We start from the raw sequence: 18,397 nt of genomic DNA on the forward strand, positions 1-18,397 counted from the left end.
AGCGGAAATACCCGGTTGCTGAATGCACAGGGAGGATTCGTATGAAGAACCAAACCAAACGCTGGGCGTGGCTGCTGCTCTTGCTGGCGGCGGCGGTGCTGTTCTCCGGCTGCAAGGTGGAGTTTCCTCAGGACCGGCCGGCAGAGAGCAGTTCTCTTTCCACCCAGTCCCTGCCTCAAAGCGCAATCAGCACTTTACCCGAGGAATCCTCTTTGCCGCAAGCGCCTTCCCAGCCGGACGGCGACTCCACGTCCTCCCAGCCGGCAGACGGGGGCGAAAGCGACCCGGCTTCGTCAAAGCCGTCCTCCCCGCAAAGCAAGGCCCCCCAGCAGCCCGCGGACGGTTCGTCCGCCCAAAGCCAAGGCAGTTCCTCTCAGGGCGGGGGAGAGGCGTCCGTCCCCTCGCCCGGTGTGCCTCAAACCCTCACCTGTACCCTTTCCATCCGGTGCGACAACATTCTCAAGCATATGGATCTGCTCGACCCTGCCCGCAGAGAATTCGTCCCTGCCTCCGGCGTTATTTACGCCGCCCGCCAGGTGACCTTCCAGGAAGGCGAGAGCGTCTACGACGTGCTCAAAAGGGAGGCGGACGCGGCGGGCATCCCACTTACCAAAAGCGGCAACGCCCTGTTTAAGACCATCTACATCACCTCCATCCAGAACCTGCGGGAAAAAGACTGCGGCGAAACCGGCGGCTGGATGTACCGGGTCAACGGCCAAACGCCGGGAATGAGCTGCGCGGCCTACCAGCTTAAGGACGGCGACCGGGTGGAATGGGACTATACCGTGGTCAAGGGGGACGTGGGGGTCGTGGAGGGAAGCGAATGACGAACAGCGGCTTTTCCTCCTACCATCCGGCGGTGAATTTTTTGTTTTTCGCCGCGGTGCTCCTATTCTCCATGTTCTTTCTCCACCCAGTTTTTCTGGGCATTTCCTTTGTCTGCTCCCTCGCCTATGCCGTGCGGTTAAACGGCGTGCGAGCGATAAAATTCAGCCTTTTGGGGTTACTGCCCATGATGCTCCTGGTGGCTCTCATCAACCCCGCCTTCAATCACGACGGGGTGACCGTTCTCGTGTATGTAAACGACAATCCCATCACCCTGGAAGCGGTCTGCTACGGCCTGGCGGCGGCGGTGATGTTCGCTTCGGTGCTTTTGTGGTTCTCCTGCTACAACGCCGTGATGACTTCCGATAAGTTCCTTTCCCTGTTCGGCCGGGTGATCCCGGCCTTGTCCATGCTGCTGTCCATGTGCCTGCGGTTTGTGCCCCGCTTCAAGGCCCAGGCGAGGGTCATCGCTCAGGCCCAGCGCTGTGTGGGACGGGACCCGGGGGCAGGGAGCCTTCTGCGCCGGGCGAAAAACGGCATGCAGATTCTCTCCATTCTTACCACCTGGGCGCTGGAAAACGCCGTCGACACGGCCGATTCCATGAAGGCCCGGGGTTATGGGCTCAAAGGGCGGACCAGCTTCTCCCTTTACCGGTTTGACCGGAGGGACACGGCGGTTTTTCTCGGCCTGCTTAGTTTGCTTGTGCTGGTGTTCGCCGGGGCGGCCTTGGGGGAAAACAGCATGCAGTATTTCCCCCGCCTCGTTCAAAAAGAGGTGACTGGCCTGAGCGCGGTTATTTATGCGGGATACGCCCTTTTGTGCCTGACCCCGCTGATTCTGGATGGAAAGGAGGCGCTAAAATGGCGGCGGTTGCTCTCGAAAACCTGACCTTTTCTTACCCAAACCGAAAAACGCCCGCCCTTCGCGGCGTAACTCTTTCGGTCAAGGAAGGGGAGCTTGCGGTCTTATGCGGCAAGTCCGGCTGCGGGAAAACCACGCTTCTTCGGCAGTGCAAACCCGCCTTGGCCCCCCATGGGGAGAAAAGCGGGGAAATTCGCCTGTTCGGCCAGCCCATCGCCGCCCTTTCCCCCCGGGACCAGGCGGCGAAAATCGGTTTTGTCCTGCAAAACCCGGACAACCAGCTGGTGACCGATAAGGTCTGGCACGAGCTGGCCTTCGGCCTGGAAAGCCTGGGAGTGGAAAACGCCGCCATCCGCCTGAGGGTGGCGGAGATGGCCAGCTTCTTCGGCATCGGCCCCTGGTTTCATAAGAACGTGGCTGACCTGTCCGGCGGGCAAAAACAGCTGTTGAACCTGGCCTCCATCATGGCCATGCAGCCTCGCCTTCTCCTGCTCGACGAGCCCACCTCCCAGCTTGACCCCATCGCCGCGGCGGAGTTTTTGCAGACGGTGCGAAAAATCAACCGGGAGCTGGGAGTGACGGTTCTTTTGACCGAGCACCGGCTGGAGGAAGCCGTCCCCATGGCCGACCGGGTGGTGGTTCTGGACGAGGGCCGTATCCTGGTGGACGCGCCGCCCAAGGAAGCGGGGGAGAGGCTCAAGGCCCTTGACCACCACATGTTCGCGTCTATGCCCGCCCCCATGCAGATTTACGCTGCCTTGGACGCGCCGCCCCCATGCCCGCTGACTGTGCGGGAAGGGCGGCAGTTTTTGTCTAACCTGTTTCGGGAGAACCCGCCTAAGGTCAAGGCGCTGCCGGACAGCCCTGCGCCGAAGGGGAAAGGCGAGCCCGCTCTGGAACTGAAAGACGTGTGGTTTCGCTACGAGAAAACCGGCCCCGACGTCATCAAGGACCTGTCCCTGACGGTGGACAAGGGGAGCATTTTCGCCGTGATGGGGCAGAACGGGGCGGGAAAGACCACCCTGCTCACCCTGCTCACCGGTCAAAACCGCCCTCTGCGCGGCAAGGTGCGCATTCGGGGAAAGGAGATCGGAAAATATAAGGCCGGGGAGCTTTTCGACCGATGTCTTGCCATGCTGCCGCAGAACCCCCAGGCCCTCTTTGTCAAAAAGACCATCCGGGAGGACCTGATGGAGATGCTGCAGGGGTGCGGCCGCCAGTCGGCGGACGCCCGGCTGATAGAGACGGCGAAGCTGGCCCAAATTGAGGACCTGCTCGACGCCCATCCCTACGACGTCAGCGGCGGCGAGCAGCAGCGGGCGGCTTTGGCCAAGGCATTGCTCTTAGAGCCGCGGATTCTGCTGCTGGACGAACCCACCAAAGGACTCGACAACCACTATAAGGAGATCCTCAGCGGTATCTTAACCCGCCTTTGCGGCCAGGGGGTCACAGTGCTGCTCGTTTCCCACGACATTGAGTTTTGCGCCAAGTACGCCCACCGGTGCGCCCTTTTCTTCGACGGGTCCATCGTCTCCCAGGGAGAGCCCAAGGCCTTCTTCTCCGGCAACCGGTTCTATACCACCGCCGCCAACCGGATGGCCCGCCATCTGTTTGCGGACGCGGTGACCAACGAGGAGGTGATTGCCCTATGCCGCGAAAACGGCGTTTCCCCGTCAAGACCTTGATTTCTCTATTCCTGGTTCTGGTGCTGGTTCCCGCCACCATCCTGCTTGGCGTCTTCGTCCTGCACGACCGGGCCTATTACTTTATCAGCCTTCTGCTGATTGTCTACACCATGGTTCCCTTTTTCCTTCTTTTTGAGAAGCGAAAGCCCCAGGCCAGGGAGCTGGTGGTGATCGCCGTGCTCTGCGCCATCGCGGTGGCGGGCCGGGCGGCCTTCTTCATGCTTCCGCAAGTCAAGCCTATGATGGCCGTCGTCATTCTTGCGGGGGTGGCGCTTGGGCCCCAGGCGGGATTTCTGACCGGCGCGGTCTCCGCCTTTGTGTCCAACTTTTTCTTCGGCCAAGGCCCCTGGACTCCGTGGCAAATGTTCTGCTTTGGCATCGTGGGCTTTTTGGCGGGCCTCCTCTTCCGGGAAGGAAGGCTCAAACCCGGGCGCATCTCCCTATGCGTCTTCGGCGGGCTTTGCACCCTTGTGATTTACGGCGGCATCATGAACCCGGCTTCCGTGCTTTTGGGCTCATCCAAGCTCACCTGGGGGGCGGTGCTCACCTCTTACCTGACCGGCCTGCCCATGGACCTGATCCATGCGGCTTCCACCGTGGTGTTTTTGCTGGTCCTTTCGAAGCCCATGCTGGAGAAGCTTTCGCGGATTCAGATCAAATACGGCCTTTTGCGGGATTCTTAAAAAAGCGGACGTTTCGTCCGCTTTTTCCTTTGTTTGGGCCCTTCGGTTGAATTTCAGAAAGAATCTGGTATAATAATTCTTTATAGACGTCATATCCAAAACTGCGAGGAGGAACCATTATGAGCAAAACCTTTTACATCACGACGCCAATCTACTACCCGTCCGACAAGCTGCACATCGGGCACGCCTATTGCACCGTTGCGGCCGATACCATGGCGCGGTATAAGCGAATGCAGGGATATGACGTGATGTTTTTGACCGGCACCGACGAGCACGGCCAGAAAATTGAGGACAAGGCGAAGGCCAAAGGGGTCACGCCCAAGCAGTATGTGGACGACATTGTCGACGGCATCCTCAAGCTGTGGAAACTGCTCAACATCTCCAACGACAAGTTCATCCGCACCACCGACGGTTATCACGAGGAAGCGGTCAAGAAGATTTTCAAGCAGCTCTACGACCAGGGGGACATCTACAAAGGGCATTACGAAGGGTGGTACTGCACTCCCTGCGAATCCTTCTGGACCGAAACCCAGTTAAAGGACGGCAAGTGTCCCGACTGCGGCCGGGAGGTCAAGCGGTCGGAGGAGGAAGCGTATTTCTTTAAGCTCTCCGCCTATGCCGACAAGCTGGTGGAGTATTATAAGGACCATCCGGATTTTGTCGAGCCCCAGTCCAGGCTCAACGAAATGATCAACAACTTCATTAAGCCCGGCCTGGAGGACTTGTGCGTTTCCCGCACCTCTTTCACCTGGGGCATTCCCGTGGACTTTGACCCGAAGCACGTGGTTTACGTGTGGATCGACGCGTTGAGCAACTACATCACCGCTCTGGGCTACGGCTCCGGCGACGATTCTCTCTATCGGAAATACTGGCCCGCCGACGTGCACCTGGTAGGCAAGGAAATCGTACGGTTTCACACCATCATCTGGCCCGCCATGCTTATGGCGCTCAACCTTCCGCTGCCTAAGAAGGTGTTCGGCCACGGCTGGCTGGTCATCGGCGGGGGCAAGATGAGCAAGTCCAAGGGGAATGTGGTGGACCCTGTGGTCCTGTGCGAGCGGTACGGGGTGGACGCCATCCGCTATTTCCTTTTGCGGGAAATCCCCTTCGGGTCGGACGGCAACTTTACCAACGAAGCCCTGGTCAGCCGCATCAATTCCGACTTGGCCAACGACCTTGGAAACCTGGTATCCCGCACCCAGGCGATGATCGAAAAGTATTTTGCCGGGACGCTTCCCACAGAGCGGGAGGCCCAGCCCATTGACGAGGACCTGATTTCCCTTGCCAAGGCCACCAAGGAAAACGCGGAGAAATATCTGGACAACATGCAGTTCTCCAGTGCCCTTGCGGAAATATGGAAGCTGATTTCGAGAACCAATAAGTACATCGACGAGACCATGCCCTGGGCCTTGGCCAAGGACGAGGCGAAAACGCCCCGCCTGGCTACGGTGCTCTATAATCTGGCGGAATGCATCCGCATCAGCGCCATCCTCATTGCCCCGTTTATGCCTTCCACCACGCCGGTGATTTTGGAAGGCCTGGGCCTGTCGGGGGCGGACGCCAAGTGGCAGGAGACAGCCGTATGGGGCTTGCTGCCGGAGGATTTGACGGTGAAGAAGGGTGCCGCCCTTTTCCCCCGCATTGATATGAAAAAAGAGCTTGCGGAATTGGAAAAGCTCACGGGCCTGGACGCCGCCGGCCACACGGTGGAAAAGAAAGCGGAGAAGGCCCCGAAACAGGAAGAAAAGCCCCAAGGGATCGCCACGCTCATCGGCATTGAGGACTTTGCGAAGGTCGAGCTGCGCGCGGCGAAAATTAAGCTTTGCGAACCGGTCAAAAAGTCCGACAAGCTTCTGCGTCTGGAGCTCGACGACGGGGAAGGCATCCGGCAGGTGGTTTCCGGCATCGCCAAATGGTACCGGCCCGATGATCTGGTGGGCAAGACCGTCATCCTGGTGGCGAACTTAAAACCCGCCAAGCTGCGCGGCGTGGAAAGCTGCGGTATGATTTTGGCGGCAGATGCGGCTGAGGACGATGTACGGGTGGTCTTTTTGGACGATGCGGTGCCCGCAGGCGCCAAAATCCGGTAAGAGAAAACCGGGTTTGCAGATGAGGAAAGCCGGTAAAAGCAAGAGCGTTTTTGCGTCTGCCCCAGCCTGCTTATTTTGAACCAATTTCGAACCGGGAAAGCCGAAGAAATGAAAAACGGCGGGAAAGCAATTTGCTTTCCCGCCCTGTTGTCATCAAACCCAAAGGAGGGTTCCTATGTATGGCATTTTTGATTCCCACGCCCATTATGACGATGAGGCCTTCCGGGAGGACCGGGATGCTCTGCTGCAGAGCCTGCCAAAGCAGGGCATCTGCGGAGTAATCAACTGCGCGTCCGACCTGCCTACCGCCCTAGAAAGCATCGCGCTTGCGCAGAAGTATCCTTTTGTGTTTGCCGCAGCGGGCATTCATCCCCACGAGGCGGCAAAGGCCCCGGCGGACTGGTACGAGCAGCTTTGTGCCCTGATCGAAAATCCCAAGGTGGTGGCCGTGGGCGAAATCGGCCTTGACTATCACTATGACTTTTCTCCAAGAGACCTGCAAAAGCAGCTGCTGATCAAGCAGCTTGCCCTTGCTAAGGACTGCGGCCTCCCAGTGATTTTACACGACCGGGAAGCCCATGGGGACATGATGGAAATTTTGCGAAAAGCCCGTCCCAAGGGCGTGATGCACTGCTTTTCCGGCAGCGTGGAACTGATGAGGGAAACAGTGGCGTTGGGTATGTACATCGGTCTTGGCGGCGCTGTCACCTTCAAAAATGCCCGGGTGCCGGTGGAGGTGGCCAGGGAAGTGCCTCTCGACCGGCTCCTTCTGGAAACCGACTGCCCGTATATGACGCCGGTCCCTTTCCGCGGCAAACGAAACGATTCCACGTTCATCCCGCTTACGGCGCAGAAAATTGCGGCAGAGCGGGGAATGGACGCGCAGACGCTTGTGGACCAGTGCCGGAAAAACACCTGCGCGCTTTTTGATATCCCGGAATCCTCGTTACTTTACATGACAGAGAGTGAGAGACAGTTATGACCATTACCTATGAAGTGGGCAATTCCCTGTACGTGAACATCACCAACCGCTGCCCCAATGCCTGTGAGTTCTGCGTGCGCACTCACGGCTCCAGCTACGGCACTGCCGAGAGCCTGTGGCTCGATCGGGAGCCGAGTGTTCAGGAAATCATCGAGGACATTGAGAAGCGGGATTTGAGCCGGTACAAGGAACTGGTGTTCTGCGGGTACGGCGAGCCTCTCGAGCGAATCGACGAGCTGTGTGCAGTCAGCCGTGCGCTCAAGGAGCGGCATCCGTCGCTTAAAATCCGCGTCAATACCAACGGCCTGTCCGACTTGATTCACGGGCGAAAAACGGCGCCACAGCTAAAGGGTCTGGTGGACGTACTTTCCATCAGCCTCAACAGCGCCACTCCCGAGGATTACGACCGGATTTGCCACCCGAAGTTCGGCCTCAAAGCCCATCCGGCTCTTTTGCAGTTTGCAAAGGAAGCAAAAGCGTATGTGCCGCGGGTGGTGCTCTCGGTGGTGGACACCATCGGCAAAGAGGAAATCGAGAAATGCCGGGTCCTGGCAGAGACGGCGGGAACCGAGTTTCGAGTGCGAAAATACATTCCGTGACAAGAGATACATATCCGCTGGCCTTAAAATGGCGATACCGCAGGCTGGCAAGGCAGTTACAGCCGCCTCGCCAAAGCGGGGCCAACCGGGACTTCCGATTGCCGCGAGGACAGGCTGGAATACTTGCGAAACGGCGCAGGCTTTTGCATAGGAAGGCTTTCTTTCCCTGCCTGCCGTTGTGCGCCGCTCGTATCGGGTGCGCAAAGAAAATAAAAGAAAAACCGGGTCCATTTCGGACCCGGTTTTTCTTTCTTTAGCTTGAGGGGTGCTTTGAGGAGGGTATATGTACCCACGCGAACGGTGCGGCTCCGTTTCTCTTCGGGGTACATTTAGATTATAATCAGGTTCTTTTGCCGAGATATGAAATCGATATGAATAATCTTAAAACAATATATGGCAGTGCATTTTGTGAAAAATATTCATACAAAAGGAACGTTTGTTTGCAATTTTCAAATTTGTATGGTAGAATAAAACCGGTAAAACCAGCGTGTCATCGCAAAGCTGTTCGGCAGGGGGATGGCCCTCATGCTGGGTGGGATTGCGGGATGATAGGAGGAGCAGGCGATGAAGGAAATCAGCGAGGCCCAGGCGAGGATTTATAATTTTCTCCGCGAGCGTATCCAGACGGACGGGGTTCCCCCTTCCGTGCGGGAAATCTGTACGGCCACCGGCATCCGCTCCACGTCTACGGTGCATTACCACCTTAAGGCGTTGGAGAACGCCGGGTACATCAGCCGGGACGAGGGGCTCAATCGTTCCATCCGCATTGTTGGGGAAAGCGCCCGGTTTATCCCGGTCCTCGGTCGGGTTACTGCCGGCCAGCCGATTCTGGCGGTGGAGAATGTGGAAGATTATTTGCCCTTTACCAGCCGCCTCAAGCGAGCGAGTGAGCTGTTCGCCCTGCGGGTCATGGGAGAAAGCATGATCGGCGCCGGGATTTTGGATGGGGACATCATCGTGGTGGAGCGCACCCCTACCGCCAAGAACGGCGAGATCGTGGTGGTTCTTATTGACGACGAGGCCACCTGCAAGCGGTTCTACAAGGAAAACGGGCACTACCGCCTTCAGCCGGAGAACCCTGCCATGGAGCCCATTATTACCGACCATGTGGCGATTCTGGGAAAGGTCGTCTCCTGCATCCGGTATTACGAGCCGTAATCCAAAAAAGAGAAAACGCATCCGTCTGCAGCATTTGCGGCCGGGTGCGTTTTGTCGTGTTGTCCGTGCCGTCAAGGGATGGGCGCGGAAACGGCGGTTTGATGGCGGATTTATTTGTGGTTGCTGTCTACCCAGTTTTTGTTCTGAATCACGTGGTCCTCATTTGGAATGGCCATGTTGGTTTCCTCATCGCGGGAATCGGGATGGGTGATGGCCTGGTAATAGAAAGCGCCGGTCAGCTTTTCCGGCTTTGCGGATTTTTTCGGGTCTTTTTTCATCCGTGACACACCTCCTTTCCTTAATGTGTACGTGTGCCATCTTCTTTATACGCCCCATTTCGTCAGCGGATTTTACCAATCCTTCCAGGGTGAATCGGTCTTCTTTGGGGCAAAATAAGAGCTTGAACGGCAGCCGGATCAATGCTATAATGTGTAACAATGCAAAAGGCGCCGGACACGGTACGAGCAAAGGCCTGACGGCGGTGTTTTCAGGAGGAGCGGATCCTCTTGCAAGGAAAAAAAGGAGGCCAAACTGTGATCAAATACACCAGGGAAGACATCATGCGTATCTGCACGGAGGAAAAAATCCGTTTCATCCGCCTGCAGTTTACCGACATTACCGGTTCGCTGAAAAATATTGCGATTACCACAAGCCAGCTGGAAAAAGCGCTGGACAACAAATGCATGTTTGACGGTTCGTCCATCGAAGGCTTCGTGCGCATCGAGGAATCCGATATGTACCTGGTGCCGGACCTGGACAGCTTTGTGATCTTCCCGTGGATGGATGCGCCGGGCCGCACCGCCCGCCTCATCTGCGACGTGTACCGTCCCGACGGGAAGCCCTTTGCCGGCGACCCGAGAAGCGTGCTGCGCTCGGTGCTCGATCGGGCGGCTAAGATGGGCTACACGTTCAATGTTGGCCCGGAATGTGAATTTTTCCTTTTTAAAACCGATGAGGACGGCCAGCCCACCACCGACACCAACGACAAAGGCGGTTATTTTGAATTAGGCCCCATCGACCTGGGGGAATACGCCCGGCGGGACATTTGCCTGGTTCTGGAGGACATGGGCTTTGAAATCGAAGCCTCCCATCACGAGGTGGCCAACGGCCAGCACGAAATCGACTTCAAGTACGACCACGCCCTGCGCGCGGCGGACGATATCATGACCTTTAAGCTGGTGGTCAAGTCGGTGGCCATGCAGCACAAGCTGCACGCCACCTTTATGCCCAAGCCCCTCTTTGGCGAGGCGGGCTCCGGGATGCACATCAACATGTCCCTGCAAAAGGACGGCAGGAACGTCTTTGACGATCCCAACGGGGAAAACGGCCTGAGCAAGGAAGCCTACGGCTTTATCGCCGGCCTGATGGAACACATCACCGGCATGACCGCGGTCACCAATCCCTTGGTCAACTCATATAAGCGGCTGGTACCCGGTTTTGAAGCGCCGGTTTATATTGCCTGGTCCGCTTCCAACCGCAGCCCACTCATTCGCATTCCCGCCTCCCGCGGCATAGGAACCCGTATTGAGCTTCGCAATCCCGACCCGGCGGCAAACCCCTATCTGGTGCTGGCTTTGTGCCTGGCGGCGGGTCTCGACGGCATAGAACGGGGACTCACGCCTCCTCCTGCCATTGACGGGAACATTTTCCTCATGAGCAAGAAGGAGCTGGAGGAAAAGAATGTTCGCAGCCTGCCCGATTCCCTCAAGCATGCCATCCGGGATATGACTCAGGATCAGCTGGTACGGGATACTCTGGGCGAGCATATCTACAACAAGTACGTGGAGCATAAGCTGCACGAATGGTACGAGTACACCACCCGGGTCACTCCGTGGGAGCTGGACCGCTATCTGGTGCGCTATTGATTTTATAAAGAAAGGCCCCGGCGTCAATGCCGGGGCCTTTTTCTGTATAAATACGAAGGCTCATTTATATGAAAGCAATGAAAGCTGAAACACGCCGTTAGTTGGAGGCGGGCCCCTGCCGCAGCGCTAGGCCGCCGGCGGATACCTTGCCTTCAATCTTATACTGGCCGCTTCCCAAAACGCCATTGATGTCCTTCTTGGCGGCATTGTTATAGGAATTAAGGTCAAAGTCGGAGGAGATGCTGCCGGCGCTGGCGTGCAGGTTGACCACGGCGGAGGCGTCAGAAGGAATGGTCACGTCCGCATTGCCCGCGCTAACCTCTACTTCGATGTCTCTTATCAGGCTGGTCACGTTGGCAATCAGCTTTCCGGCGTTTACGTCGCCGTCAAAACCGCCCACAATGCCGTTTACCTGCATGGTTCCGGCGTTGACCTTCAGGTCCAGCTCCAGGGCCTGCACCCCTTCGCAGGAAAGAGAACCGGCGTTGAGGGTCAGATTCACCTCGTCCAGACCCGACAGAGCCTCCACCCTGGCGCTGCCCGCGTTTACCTTGATGTCCAGATCCCGGGCGTAGGCTTTGGGCAGATATACCGTCAGCTTGCGCTCCCAGGCACCGAAGTTGAACCATTGGAAGCGCTCGTCCACATAGACCGACAGGGTATCGCCGTCCCGCTCCACCATCAGCTCCGGCTTGCGTGAGGCTCCGCTCTGCTTGTATTCTGCGGAAAGCTGGGGGTCGTCGGTGAGAATCACATTGAGTTCGCCGGCATTGGAAGAAATCTCGACCTTTTCAATGCCCGCAAGCGCCGCGCTTTTGCGGTCCTGATAGTCCTCCACCGGCTTTCCCTCCGCCGTGATGTAGCGCCCCTTAAAAAAGTCAACGATTTCGTCCTTCGCCACCGCCGCGCAGATGCTTCCCGCTATCAGCGTCACGCCGAATACACACGATAGGGTGATGATTACCGATCGCATTTTCATTTAGATTCCCTCCCTGCAAAGCTTTGCACAGAATTTGATGTAGATGGCGATAAAGCGAATGAAGTAATAGGAGACGTAGTACATTCCGATGCCCGCCAGACCCGACAGGGCGATGAGGCTGACTCCCAAGAGCGAAAAGATCAGCGGAAGCATACCCGAAAAACTCACGATTGCGCCCACCATCACAGCAAGCCCGCCGCCGAACAGGGAAATCGGTACGGCCCACAACGCGATCACAGTGCAGGCCAGGGCGATGAGAATCCAGACGCCCAGGAAAAAGTTAAAGAGCACCACCAGCACAATGCCCAGAGCCTGGCTCCCTTGGGGCCTTTCCCGGGATGCAGGGGTGCCCTGCGCGGTCCCTGCCGGTGCGTAAGGCCGCAAAGATGGTTCCTGGGTTGCTTGTAATACAGGCTCGCCGCTGCCCGGATCCGGTTTTCCCGTTGCTTCGGCGTCAGGCCCGCTTCCTTTCCCGCCTGCCAGCTCCTCGATATAGGCCCTTGCAAGCTCGGATGGGTCCCCCAAGGCCTCCGCCACCTCCTCTGGGGTCTTCCCGTTTTCCTGCCCGGCGCGGAAATGTTCAATGTAATCGCTGAGGATATCCTCCCGTTCGCTGCGGGAAAGGGGAGAAAGGGCCTCGTTGAGCGTCGTCAAAAATTGTTCCTTATTCACTTTCCTCACCTCCATGAATGATCGTGTCAACCTGGGCGGAAAACCGCCGCCATTCCTCCACGAGCAAGGATAAAAATTCCTTGCCCTTCGGTGTCAAGGTGTAATACTTCCGCGGCGCACCGCCCTGGGATTCGCGCAGATAAGAGGTCAGGTAGTCATCCTGCTGGAGCCTCCTGAGAACCGGGTAGACCGTTCCGTCGGAAATATCAATGCCTTTGGTCAGGGAAGCCGCAATTTCATACCCGTAGCGGTCACGGCTGTCAAGCAGCGCGAGCACGCATAGCTCCAGTACCCCCTTTTTAAACTGAATAGTCATGGCGTCACCTCACAATATTAAATTTGGACAGGTATTATTTCATAAATAATACTGAATATAAAACGAAATAGTACATTTGTCAATAGCCTCAGCGCTTTTTTTCTGCGAAATTTGCAATTCATGCGAATTTATGGTACACTCCCTTTGGAAATTTGTAAAATTGGGCTTGACAAGGGAAAAAGAACCGCCGTTTTAGGCGCCGGCAATCGCGCTGTCCCGGCAAAGCCCGCCATTTTAAGAGGAAAATAGGAGTCATTGGCAGATGGAGAACATCATCATTACAGGGGACAGCACCTGCGACCTGTCGCAGGAACTAAAGGAACGCTATCGGATTGAGACGGTGCCTCTTTACGTGAACTTCGGTGAGGAAAGCCGGCGGGACGGGGTGGACGTCCAGCCTGACGATATTTACGCCTATTATAATCAGAATGGGAAGCTTCCCACTACCTCCGCCACTACCCCTGCCGATTATATGGAGTTTTTCTCCCGCAAAGCCAGGGAAGGGGACGCGGTGATTCATTTCAACATCAGTTCCGGCTTTTCCGCCGCTCATAACAACGCCTGTCTGGCTGCTAAGGAGTTTTCCAACGTCTATGTGGTGGACTCCAAGAACCTCTCCACCGGAACGGCTCTTTTGATGCTCCGCGCCTGTGACATGGCCAAGGAAGGGGTCCCGGCGGCGAAAATCGCCGAAGAAATGAAACGGCTGCGGGACAAGGTACGTGCCAGCTTTATTATCGACAAGCTTGAATACCTGTGGAAAGGCGGGCGCTGCTCCGGTATTACAGCGCTGGGCGCCAACCTGCTGCGCCTAAAGCCCTGCATCGAGGTGGAAGACGGCAATATGAAGGTGGGGAAGAAGTTCCGCGGCAAACTGGGAGACGTGCTGGAAGAGTATGTGGAAAACCGTCTGAAAGGAAGAGAGGATTTGGCCCTCGACCGCATTTTTATTACGCACGCCGGCATTGCCCAGGAGCACATCGACCGGGTCAGACGCAAGGTGGAGGAATTTGCAAGCTTCCATGAAATCCTGGTGACCCGAGCGGGGTGTACCATCAGCAATCACTGCGGCCCCAATACCCTGGGTGTTCTTTTTATCACAAAATAGGGAAATTGAGGGGATAATAGGGAATTTATTTCAGAAATTTGCGCCGGATAGAGGAAAACTCAAATAATTTTTTTAGCAGTCGCAAAAAATGCTTCTGAAAAAAAACAGGAATTTTTACGTCTTTTCAAACGTTGCTTTTTTTGTAGAAATTAGTGGTGAATGTCTAATTTTTATAAGAAAATCAACGCCTCTCGCTCTGTCTGGATTTTTATGGATGTATCAGATTTGTGAACGCAACTGACGACATTGCCATAAAAAGGCCGGTTTTGCTGCGAAATAAATGGCGTTTTTAATAAACAAAATATTGCCTTTTCATCAAGTTCACTTGACAGACTGACAAATCTGATATAATATATAGTAAAAATTGATGGAAAACGACCACGGTTCCAATTTCGGGAGAGAGTAATTGGGAGAGTTGTGAAAATGCTAAAAAGTGTCGGTGGTCTGTTCCGCGGACTTTCTCGTTTTTTTGTAAACTTGAAGATCCGGCACAAGTTCCAGTTGGTTTTCACAATTTTGTTGATCTTTATTTTTTCCGTTACTTTCTTGGCTGCGCAACTTTCGCTGGATTCTTACAATCAGGTGCTCTTTGAGCAATCGGCGCAGGTTCTCAATATGTCTGCGCTGAATGTGGAGTCGGTGGAGAAATCAGTGGATACCATTACCCATATCATGATTACCGACGACGCCATCTTCGAAGAGCTTACCGGCATCAACCACAGCGACATGACGGATGCAGACCTTCGCTGGGAGATTCGCCGGTTGATGAAGCGGTTTTGGCGGTTTTCCTATTCGGATGCCTGCATCCGGTCCATGCAGTTTCTCTTTCCGGACGGGCATGTAGGGAAAATCGGCCAGGACGCGGAAATGAGCGAGGAGTTCCAACAGGAGTTGACTGCTCTAGCCGAAGAGGCGGAAGGGGACATTGCGGTTTACGATACCATCCTGGATGGAACCACACTGGTTTTTGTCCGTCAATTTCGAAACCGGGCGCACCTTAAGCGCAGCGAAGGGATTCTCATTATTCGGTATGACCTGCAAATGTACCTGCGCAGAAACAACGTACCGTCGCAGCTGGACCCGAATATGAAATTCTATATGCTCACGCAGGACAGCGTCGTTTACCCCGGCGGAGCGGAGAACGAGGCCTTTTTGGATGACCTGAGGCAGCGCGATCTTCCGAGCCGCGAAGGATACACGTTTGAAACGGTCAATGGAAGCAAACAGTTCATTGCGTATCAGTATTCAGAAGGCCGGCACTGGCTGTATGTGATTGCCATCGAATATAACCATATTTTCCAGAATATCATTGTATTGAGAAATACGTTGATCGTGGCTTTGGCGGTCCTTCTTCTGTTGGCCCTGTTTGTGACAAACCGGCTGATTGCCTCCATTACCCAGCCTCTTGACCGGCTGGTTGCCTATATGCAACAAAGCGAACCTACCGGCACCCAGCCCCCGCGCAACCAGAAACTGGCGGAGCGCGGCGATGAAATCGGGTATCTCTACCGTAATTTTTCGCTTTTGGTTTCCCGCATCGACCGTTATGTGAGCGAGGACTACAAAAAGCGCCTTCTTTTGAAGGACTATCAGTACCGCTCGCTGCAAAGCCAAATCAATCCCCATTTTTTGTACAACACCCTGGATTCGATCAATTGGTTAGCCAAGCGCTCCAGACAGAAGGACATCTCGACCATGGTGGAAGCCCTATCCCACTTGATGCGCTATTCCATCAGCAAAAACGACGCATCCACCATTACCCTTCGTCAGGAGATTGATATTGTAAAAGACTACATAGATATTCAGTCCATCCGGTTTGGAGAGGAACTTCAGTTTGAACTGGATGTGGAGGATGACCTTTATCCCTATACTTTGCCCCGGCTGACCATTCAGCCGATTGTGGAGAACTGCATGAATTATGCGGTAGGGGCTACCGACCACCCGTGTGTGGTGCGGCTGGAGGCGCACAGCGAAGGCAATTGCATCCGTTTGTGCGTGTCGGACAGCGGACCGGGTCTAAGCCCGGAGGATTTCGAAAAGATCGCATCCTTCAAAACATCGCCTCACGGCCTTGGAATCGGACTGAAAAACATCAATGAGAGAATAAAGCTGTGTTTCGGAGAAGAGTATGGAATGAGCTTCGAGAACAACCCAGGCGGAGGCTTGAAGGTGATTCTTACGATTCCGAAGGTGGTGAAAGAGGATGTACAAACTGCTCATAGTTGATGATGAAAAGATTAGCCGTGAGGGATTAACGGAATGCATTGACTGGGAAAAGTACCAGGTTCGGGTAATCGGAGCAGCGCAAAACGGGAAGGAAGCCATGGCAATCATCACCGCGCAGCATCCCGATTTGGTTATTACCGATATAAAAATGCCGCTTATGGATGGAATAACCCTGATCGATCAGGCGCGTATGCTGTCGCCGGATACGATTTTTGTCGTCCTCTCCGGCCACGGGGAGTTCGAATATGCACAAAAGGCGATGCGCTGCGGCGTGAAGCACTACCTGCTCAAGCCGTGCAATGAAGAACAGATTGCGGAGATGCTGGTGGAGATCAAGGCCGAGCGCCTGCAAAAGCAGCGCCTGGATAACTTAATTAAAACGATCAATGAAAATATGGAAAAGATGCCGGATGCAGTGAGGGAATTATTTCCTCCTGACTTTGCCACCTGGGCGGACAAAGATCAGCTTGACTATCTGGAGACCCGGCATGGAAACATCGCCCAGATTATCATCCGCTATGTGCAGACACATTATGCGGACCCAAATTTGTCACTCAAGCAGCTTGCGCATGAAGTAATATTTATGAACGATGGTTACCTTGGGAAGCTTTTCAAAAAGGAGGTGGGCGAAAAGTTTACACAGTATGTTCTCAAGGTACGCATGGAAAATGCGAAGTATCTGATTGAAAACAGCGATGGCGAAAGGCTTTATGAGGTGGCCACACAGGTTGGCTTGGGTGAGAACCCTCAGTATTTTAGTCAGGTGTTCAAGAAGTATGTGGGGTACACTCCCAGCGAGTATAAACGCACCCTGCAACAAAACCCACAAATAATTGAACAGAATTGACGGTTTTTTTTATTTCTTTTCGGCTCGACTTAGTTTATTATAGGTCTGTGACGAAACTTTCGTCCACAAAATTCATAGGAGGTTTGTTGAACAATGAAAAAGACATCTCTTGTTCTCTGCCTGCTGTTGGTCCTCATGACGGTTCTTTCCGCATGCGGCGGCGACAGCGGCACCAGCAGTACCGGAACCACTTCCGGCGCTACTTCCACGCAGGCGTCCAGCGAGGACACCACGAGACCGATTACCCTGGGTATTTCCTGGTGGGGCGGTTCTACCCGTCATGACTACACCAACAAGATTCTTGACCTGTACAAGTCCAAGAATACCAACGTCACCATCAACGCTGAGTATGTCAGCTGGGACGACTATTGGAGCAGCATGAACACCAAGGCCGCTTCCAACACCCTGCCGAGCGTTATGCAGCAGGACTATGCGAAGATCGGTCAGTTCATTGACAACGGCACCATCGTTGACATGACCGCGCAGGTTGAGAATAAGAACCTGGATCTCTCCGACATCAAGGGCGATGCCTTCTATGGCGGCAAGATCGACGGCAAGCTGTACGGCATTTCCACCGGTGTTAACGCGTTCTGCTACCTGTACGATGCGACTGCTCTGAAGGATGCCGGCGTTACCGCTCCTTCCGAGAAGTTCACTTGGGACGAATTCGACACCATTTCTAAGGAAATGATGTCCAAGGCGAATCTGCCGACTGTTCCGCTGATTTCTACCGACCCGAAATTCTTCGTTGAGATGTATGTCCGCAACCAGGGCAAGCATATGTACTCTGAAGATGGCAAGACCTTCGGTTTTGACAAGGCTCTCCTTCAGGAAGCCTTCCAGGTTCAGGAAGATCTCAGCAAGTCCGGCAACGCTCTGAGCCCTGACATTGTTTATGCGGCTAATCAGGATAACGACCTGCTGGCCCAGAAGAAGACTTGGGGCGAACCGCTGTGGAGCAACCAGGTTATCAACGTTATGAAGCTGGCCAACGACGAAACCCGTGACTTCCAGCTCACCATGATGCCCGGTACCGACAATGGCGGTATCTACCTGAAGCCCTCCATGCTGTGGTCCATCACCAGAGACTGCCCGGAAGCCGATCGCAATGCGGCTGCCAGACTGATCTCCTTCATCCTTAACGACATCGAAGCCAATAAGCTCGCTGGCGCGGATCGTGGTGTTACCATCATGAAGAAGGTCAACGAAGCTCTTGTTGCAGAGGCTGACGCCAACAACAAGAAGGTTTACGATTACATCGACGTGGTCGGCAAGTATGCCACCGAGATCGATCCTCCGGAGCCTGTTGCTGGTTCTGAAATCACCAAGGAAATCAAGGATCAGTTCGACGCCATCGTGTACGGCAAGAAGACCGCTCAGCAGGCTGCTGACGATTGCTGGAACAACAGCGAGCAGATCTTTGCAAACAACGCTGGTTAATCTCAGATCCATCGGTATTTTTGTAGATTCCTATTCTGCAGCGAAGTAATAAACTGAGTC

At 54.9% G+C, this 18,397-nt stretch carries 17 protein-coding genes; 13 read left to right on the forward strand and 4 right to left on the reverse strand.

Annotated features, from left to right (window positions below):
* Positions 1 to 41: 41 nt before the first annotated feature.
* From WMO26_RS08665 to lexA, 8 genes are all read left to right on the forward strand, one after another.
* Positions 42 to 827 carry a DUF4430 domain-containing protein gene (locus tag WMO26_RS08665; protein WP_349219661.1) on the forward strand — a complete coding sequence of 262 codons (786 nt, stop codon included), beginning with the start codon at positions 42 to 44 and terminating at the stop codon, positions 825 to 827.
* Positions 824 to 1,714, forward strand: coding sequence for an energy-coupling factor transporter transmembrane component T (locus tag WMO26_RS08670; protein ID WP_349219663.1), 891 nt, complete (start codon positions 824 to 826; stop codon positions 1,712 to 1,714). The genes WMO26_RS08665 and WMO26_RS08670 overlap by 4 nt, the downstream gene beginning before the upstream one ends.
* A complete protein-coding gene (locus tag WMO26_RS08675) occupies positions 1,687 to 3,372 on the forward strand; it encodes an ABC transporter ATP-binding protein (protein WP_349219665.1) in 1,686 nt (561 codons plus the stop codon). Before WMO26_RS08670 ends, WMO26_RS08675 begins: the two co-directional genes overlap by 28 nt.
* Positions 3,336 to 4,055 (forward strand): ECF transporter S component, encoded by a 720-nt coding sequence (locus tag WMO26_RS08680; RefSeq protein WP_349219666.1) that lies wholly within the window; start codon positions 3,336 to 3,338, stop codon positions 4,053 to 4,055. The genes WMO26_RS08675 and WMO26_RS08680 overlap by 37 nt, the downstream gene beginning before the upstream one ends.
* A 119-nt stretch (positions 4,056 to 4,174) precedes the next feature.
* Positions 4,175 to 6,145: a methionine--tRNA ligase gene (metG, locus tag WMO26_RS08685; RefSeq protein WP_494338189.1), complete on the forward strand. Its 1,971-nt coding sequence runs from the start codon at positions 4,175 to 4,177 to the stop codon at positions 6,143 to 6,145.
* 175 nt (positions 6,146 to 6,320) lie between these two features.
* Positions 6,321 to 7,127: a TatD family hydrolase gene (locus tag WMO26_RS08690; RefSeq protein WP_349219668.1), complete on the forward strand. Its 807-nt coding sequence runs from the start codon at positions 6,321 to 6,323 to the stop codon at positions 7,125 to 7,127.
* A complete protein-coding gene (locus WMO26_RS08695) occupies positions 7,124 to 7,726 on the forward strand; it encodes a TIGR04100 family radical SAM protein (protein WP_349219669.1) in 603 nt (200 codons plus the stop codon). The genes WMO26_RS08690 and WMO26_RS08695 overlap by 4 nt, the downstream gene beginning before the upstream one ends.
* A 564-nt stretch (positions 7,727 to 8,290) precedes the next feature.
* The gene (lexA, locus tag WMO26_RS08700) at positions 8,291 to 8,884 is read left to right on the forward strand and encodes a transcriptional repressor LexA (protein WP_349219671.1); all 594 of its coding nucleotides are present in this window, start codon (positions 8,291 to 8,293) and stop codon (positions 8,882 to 8,884) included.
* 110 nt (positions 8,885 to 8,994) lie between these two features.
* Here lexA and WMO26_RS08705 read toward each other — a convergent pair whose 3' ends face one another.
* A complete protein-coding gene (locus tag WMO26_RS08705; protein WP_349219672.1) occupies positions 8,995 to 9,162 on the reverse strand; it encodes a CDIF630_02480 family spore surface protein in 168 nt (55 codons plus the stop codon).
* A 255-nt stretch (positions 9,163 to 9,417) separates the two neighbouring features.
* Between WMO26_RS08705 and glnA the strand changes: the two genes are divergently transcribed.
* Complete coding sequence (gene glnA, locus WMO26_RS08710) at positions 9,418 to 10,749, forward strand: type I glutamate--ammonia ligase (RefSeq protein ID WP_349219674.1); 1,332 nt, start codon at positions 9,418 to 9,420, stop codon at positions 10,747 to 10,749.
* A gap of 97 nt (positions 10,750 to 10,846) precedes the next feature.
* On the opposite strand, the gene WMO26_RS08715 is transcribed toward glnA, so the two are convergent.
* Genes WMO26_RS08715 through WMO26_RS08725 form a run of 3 tightly spaced genes read right to left on the reverse strand, consistent with a single transcriptional unit; the run spans position 10,847 to position 12,716 of the window.
* Complete coding sequence (locus tag WMO26_RS08715) at positions 10,847 to 11,728, reverse strand: DUF4097 family beta strand repeat-containing protein (protein ID WP_349219676.1); 882 nt, start codon at positions 11,726 to 11,728, stop codon at positions 10,847 to 10,849.
* Entirely contained in the window at positions 11,729 to 12,400 is a 672-nt protein-coding gene (locus WMO26_RS08720; protein WP_349219677.1) for a DUF1700 domain-containing protein, read from the reverse strand.
* Complete coding sequence (locus WMO26_RS08725; protein ID WP_349219679.1) at positions 12,393 to 12,716, reverse strand: PadR family transcriptional regulator; 324 nt, start codon at positions 12,714 to 12,716, stop codon at positions 12,393 to 12,395. The genes WMO26_RS08720 and WMO26_RS08725 overlap by 8 nt, the downstream gene beginning before the upstream one ends.
* A 262-nt stretch (positions 12,717 to 12,978) precedes the next feature.
* Here WMO26_RS08725 and WMO26_RS08730 point away from each other — a divergent pair, with 262 nt between their 5' ends.
* From WMO26_RS08730 to WMO26_RS08745, 4 genes are all read left to right on the forward strand, one after another.
* Entirely contained in the window at positions 12,979 to 13,824 is an 846-nt protein-coding gene (locus WMO26_RS08730) for a DegV family protein (RefSeq protein ID WP_349219681.1), read from the forward strand.
* A 615-nt stretch (positions 13,825 to 14,439) separates the two neighbouring features.
* Positions 14,440 to 16,050, forward strand: coding sequence for a sensor histidine kinase (locus WMO26_RS08735; protein WP_349219683.1), 1,611 nt, complete (start codon positions 14,440 to 14,442; stop codon positions 16,048 to 16,050).
* A complete protein-coding gene (locus WMO26_RS08740; protein WP_349219684.1) occupies positions 16,028 to 16,897 on the forward strand; it encodes a response regulator transcription factor in 870 nt (289 codons plus the stop codon). The genes WMO26_RS08735 and WMO26_RS08740 overlap by 23 nt, the downstream gene beginning before the upstream one ends.
* 93 nt (positions 16,898 to 16,990) lie before the next feature.
* Positions 16,991 to 18,337 carry an ABC transporter substrate-binding protein gene (locus tag WMO26_RS08745; RefSeq protein WP_349219686.1) on the forward strand — a complete coding sequence of 449 codons (1,347 nt, stop codon included), beginning with the start codon at positions 16,991 to 16,993 and terminating at the stop codon, positions 18,335 to 18,337.
* The last annotated feature ends 60 nt before the right edge of the window (positions 18,338 to 18,397 follow it).

The organism is Solibaculum intestinale (genome assembly GCF_040096205.1).
In the GTDB taxonomy this organism is placed as follows: Bacteria; Bacillota; Clostridia; order Oscillospirales; family Acutalibacteraceae; genus Solibaculum_A; species Solibaculum_A intestinale.

Excerpts from the sequence above, each read along its gene's own strand:
- WMO26_RS08665 (WP_349219661.1), top strand. The coding sequence starts at position 42 with ATGAAGAACCAAACCAAACGCTGGGCGTGGCTGCTGCTCTTGCTGGCG.
- WMO26_RS08670 (WP_349219663.1), top strand. The coding sequence starts at position 824 with ATGACGAACAGCGGCTTTTCCTCCTACCATCCGGCGGTGAATTTTTTG.
- WMO26_RS08675 (WP_349219665.1), top strand. The coding sequence starts at position 1,687 with ATGGCGGCGGTTGCTCTCGAAAACCTGACCTTTTCTTACCCAAACCGA.
- WMO26_RS08680 (WP_349219666.1), top strand. The coding sequence starts at position 3,336 with ATGCCGCGAAAACGGCGTTTCCCCGTCAAGACCTTGATTTCTCTATTC.
- metG (WP_494338189.1), top strand. The coding sequence starts at position 4,175 with ATGAGCAAAACCTTTTACATCACGACGCCAATCTACTACCCGTCCGAC.
- WMO26_RS08690 (WP_349219668.1), top strand. The coding sequence starts at position 6,321 with ATGTATGGCATTTTTGATTCCCACGCCCATTATGACGATGAGGCCTTC.
- WMO26_RS08695 (WP_349219669.1), top strand. The coding sequence starts at position 7,124 with ATGACCATTACCTATGAAGTGGGCAATTCCCTGTACGTGAACATCACC.
- lexA (WP_349219671.1), top strand. The coding sequence starts at position 8,291 with ATGAAGGAAATCAGCGAGGCCCAGGCGAGGATTTATAATTTTCTCCGC.
- WMO26_RS08705 (WP_349219672.1), bottom strand. The coding sequence starts at position 9,162 with ATGAAAAAAGACCCGAAAAAATCCGCAAAGCCGGAAAAGCTGACCGGC.
- WMO26_RS08715 (WP_349219676.1), bottom strand. The coding sequence starts at position 11,728 with ATGAAAATGCGATCGGTAATCATCACCCTATCGTGTGTATTCGGCGTG.
- WMO26_RS08725 (WP_349219679.1), bottom strand. The coding sequence starts at position 12,716 with ATGACTATTCAGTTTAAAAAGGGGGTACTGGAGCTATGCGTGCTCGCG.
- WMO26_RS08730 (WP_349219681.1), top strand. The coding sequence starts at position 12,979 with ATGGAGAACATCATCATTACAGGGGACAGCACCTGCGACCTGTCGCAG.
- WMO26_RS08735 (WP_349219683.1), top strand. The coding sequence starts at position 14,440 with ATGTCTGCGCTGAATGTGGAGTCGGTGGAGAAATCAGTGGATACCATT.
- WMO26_RS08740 (WP_349219684.1), top strand. The coding sequence starts at position 16,028 with ATGTACAAACTGCTCATAGTTGATGATGAAAAGATTAGCCGTGAGGGA.
- WMO26_RS08745 (WP_349219686.1), top strand. The coding sequence starts at position 16,991 with ATGAAAAAGACATCTCTTGTTCTCTGCCTGCTGTTGGTCCTCATGACG.